Below are 3184 nucleotides of genomic sequence, written 5' to 3'. Positions count from 1 at the left end.
ACCGCTTCTTCTTCATGGCAAACAGCCCTCCTTTCAAGGTCAAGTTTGCCGAAAAACTCACTTTCTGTCTGGTCCTGAATTCCTAAAGCAGATCATACGGCTCTGCATCTGTTTGTTGTTAGTCTGCGCTGCGATTACTCCTGCAAATACTGCCAGGTTTCAAGACAAACAGATGACAAACTGGCTTATGACATGAGCCAGGAGACGGCAGACCGCTCGCTGGACTTTGTGTTTAAAAGCCCATCTCCAGCAATCAAGATTGAGTTTCAAGGCGGAGAACCGCTCCTTAATTTTCCGATTATTCGGTATGTGGTCGAAAAGGCCAAGGAGCGAAATAGAGAGTACGGCAAAGACCTCCAGTTCGTGATAACGACGAACATGAGTCTTTTAACTGACGAGGTGCTGGCATTCTGTCTTGCTCATGATATTCACCTGTCCACTTCTCTGGATGGCCCTGAAGATTTGCACAATCGCAATCGCCCTCGTCCGGGACGGAATGGCCATCAACTCACCGTTGAGGGCATAAAGAAGGCTCAGGCAGTGTTGGGGCGAGATAAGGTAGGCGCGCTAATGACTACAACAGAGGCAAGCCTTTCCCGAGTACGGGAGATTATCGACATGTATCTCGCCCTGGGTATTGATGGGATATTCTTGCGGCCGTTAAGCCCATATGGATTTGCCATCAAAAATCGTCAGGCCGAGAAATACAACGTTGACCGGTGGTTCGAGTTTTACAAAGAAGGCCTGGATTACGTCCTTGAAATCAACCGCCAAGGTCATCTCTTCGTCGAGCTTTATGCCTCTTTGATCATCAACAAGATTTTCTCGCCTTTTGGGACCGGATACGTCGATCTCCAGTCACCTTCCGGCATGGCTATTTCCGCTATTGTTTATAACTATGATGGCGATATCTACGCAGCGGATGAAGCTCGGATGCTGGCGGAAATGGGCGAGAAAAAATTCCGGCTTGGGAATGTGTATCAGGATAACTATGAGGATGTAATGACCTCGGACATTCTCCTCGATACCCTTGAGGCCACACTGGCCGAAAGTGCTCCGATGTGTAACGACTGCGGTTTTCTGCCTTATTGTGGCACTGATCCGGTCTATCACTATGCGACCCAGAAAGATGCCGTTGGCCACAAAGCTTTTAGTGGCTTTTGCAGCAAAAATATGAAAATATTCCGCCATATCTTCACCCTGTTACAGGATGATCCAGAAGCCAGGAAAATTCTTTTAAGCTGGGTTCGTCCGTGATTCATTTGCACTCCAGGAACAACCTAGCGCTGACACCCCTCAGCCATAAAGCGCCATTCATATCAAAGATCACCACAAACGCTCATCTTCCAGCCGCGCTGAGGCCTGCACATACCCTTCTGTGGGATGGATCATGCCCACTGCCGTCGGGTTTTGGCCTAACGCTGATTTCGGGAACAACTGGGGGAGAGCAAGACTTAAGCAGCCGTCTCAATGTTCTTCGGCTCGCACCAGAATTAGGCTATTTGAAGGGGCACGACGTAATCAAGTTTCACCCCGTGAATTCCACGATCCACGTGTTGTACAGAAAGGAAGCGAATTCGAACTCCTTCCTAGTGACGGAGCGCTGTAACTCATTCTGCATCATGTGTTCACAGCCCCCGAGGGACATTGATGACCGCTACCTCGTCGATGATATGCTTGCGGCACTTCCGCTCATTCATTCTGATACGCCGGAAATCGGAATTACGGGAGGGGAACCGACGTTATGGGGGGATGATTTTATTCGCCTGATCCAGGCGTCAAAAACACACCTCCCCAGGACAGCTTTGCATATCCTCTCTAACGGTCGAAATTTCAAAAGTCTCGAACTCGCGGTCAAGGTCGCACAAGTAAAGCATCCCGATCTGATGATCGGTATTCCTCTGTATGCGGATTATTCTCAACTGCATGACTTCATTGTCCAGGCAGACAATGCTTTTGACGATACGCTTCGTGGCATCCTGAACCTTAAGCGATGTCAGGTTCCTGTCGAAATCCGGGTTGTACTTCATCAGAAAAACTTTCGGCGCCTGCCAAAGCTAGCCGAGTTTATTACCCGTAATCTGCTGTTTGTCGATCACGTCGCCCTGATGGGCTTAGAAATCATGGGATTTGCCAAATCCAATTTCAACGGGCTCTGGATTGACCCTTACGACTACAGCGAGGAATTGGAAGAGGCTACGCATACTCTGGCGCGCTACGGAATGCGTGTTTCCATCTATAACCATCCTCTCTGTGTTGTTCCAGAATCGGTGAGGCAGTTTGCGGTGCGCTCAATCAGCGATTGGAAAAACGACTTCCTGGAGGAATGCCAATCGTGCCGATCCATGAACGAGTGTGGAGGATTCTTTTCGTCCAACTTGGCAAAGCCTAGTGCTCATATCCGAGCGCTTTGACATTAATCTCCATCTAGGAAACGGGAATGGGTTTTACCCCATTTCTCCGGACGGTTTGGTTAAGCCTAAATCCTGCTTCTGACGCATTTCCAGCTGTCGCCGTTTTCGCGGGTTATGGAATCGCTCGATATAGTCGAAGATATCCGTGCGCGCCTCAGCCGGGGTTCGATACTGGCGACGATATATTCGCTCCCGTTTGAGCAAGCCAAAGAAGCTCTCTGCTGCCGCATTGTCGGCGCAACTGCCGGCAGCGCTCATGCTGCAAATCAGATTGTGTCCTTGCAGGAAACGTTGATACTCGTCACTGGTAAACTGACAGCCGCGATCCGAGTGCAGGATGACCGCAGTTTTTGCCTCGCGTTGCCAAAGTGCCATGAGTACGGCCTGCAGCACCAGTTGCCGATCCTGGCAATGGCTCATCGACCAGCCGACCACGATGCCCGAGTACAGGTCCACGACCACGCACAGATAAAGCCAGCTTTCCTGAGTGCGCACATAGGTTATGTCCGTCACCCACCGACTGTTGGGCTCACTTGCTGTAAAGTCCCGCTGCAGGTGATTGTGCACATTCTCCGGTCGAAGACCACAGACCTTCTTGCGCCAGCGTTTACGCTGCGGGATGCCATGCAATTCCTGCTCTCGCATCAGTCGTGCCACACGGTTCAACCCGCATGTCTCACCTTCATAACGCAATTCCTTCCAGACTCGTGGACTGCCCATCACCCCATCGCTGCCATCATGAATCTTCCTGATGCTCTCCAGCAAACGCC

3 protein-coding genes are annotated in these 3184 nt (G+C 50.6%); 2 read left to right on the top strand and 1 reads right to left on the bottom strand.

Features of this window, described 5'->3' with window-relative positions:
- Positions 1-78 precede the first annotated feature (78 nt).
- Both hxsB and hxsC read left to right on the top strand, forming a co-directional pair.
- Positions 79-1257 carry a His-Xaa-Ser system radical SAM maturase HxsB gene (gene hxsB, locus C8R21_RS15335; protein ID WP_107763469.1) on the top strand — a complete coding sequence of 393 codons (1179 nt, stop codon included), beginning with the start codon at positions 79-81 and terminating at the stop codon, positions 1255-1257.
- Positions 1254-2414 (top strand): His-Xaa-Ser system radical SAM maturase HxsC, encoded by a 1161-nt coding sequence (gene hxsC, locus C8R21_RS15330; RefSeq protein WP_258192454.1) that lies wholly within the window; start codon positions 1254-1256, stop codon positions 2412-2414. Before hxsB ends, hxsC begins: the two co-directional genes overlap by 4 nt.
- Before the next feature lie 33 nt (positions 2415-2447).
- On the opposite strand, the gene C8R21_RS15325 is transcribed toward hxsC, so the two are convergent.
- Positions 2448-3184, bottom strand: a 737-nt coding sequence (locus tag C8R21_RS15325; protein ID WP_107763468.1) for an IS3 family transposase, incomplete at its 5' end; no start/stop codon positions are given.

This window comes from Nitrosospira multiformis (assembly GCF_003050865.1).
Taxonomy (GTDB): domain Bacteria; phylum Pseudomonadota; class Gammaproteobacteria; order Burkholderiales; family Nitrosomonadaceae; genus Nitrosospira; species Nitrosospira multiformis_E.
Note: the sequence above shows the minus strand (reverse complement) of the source record. Positions and strands in the feature narration are given on the sequence as shown.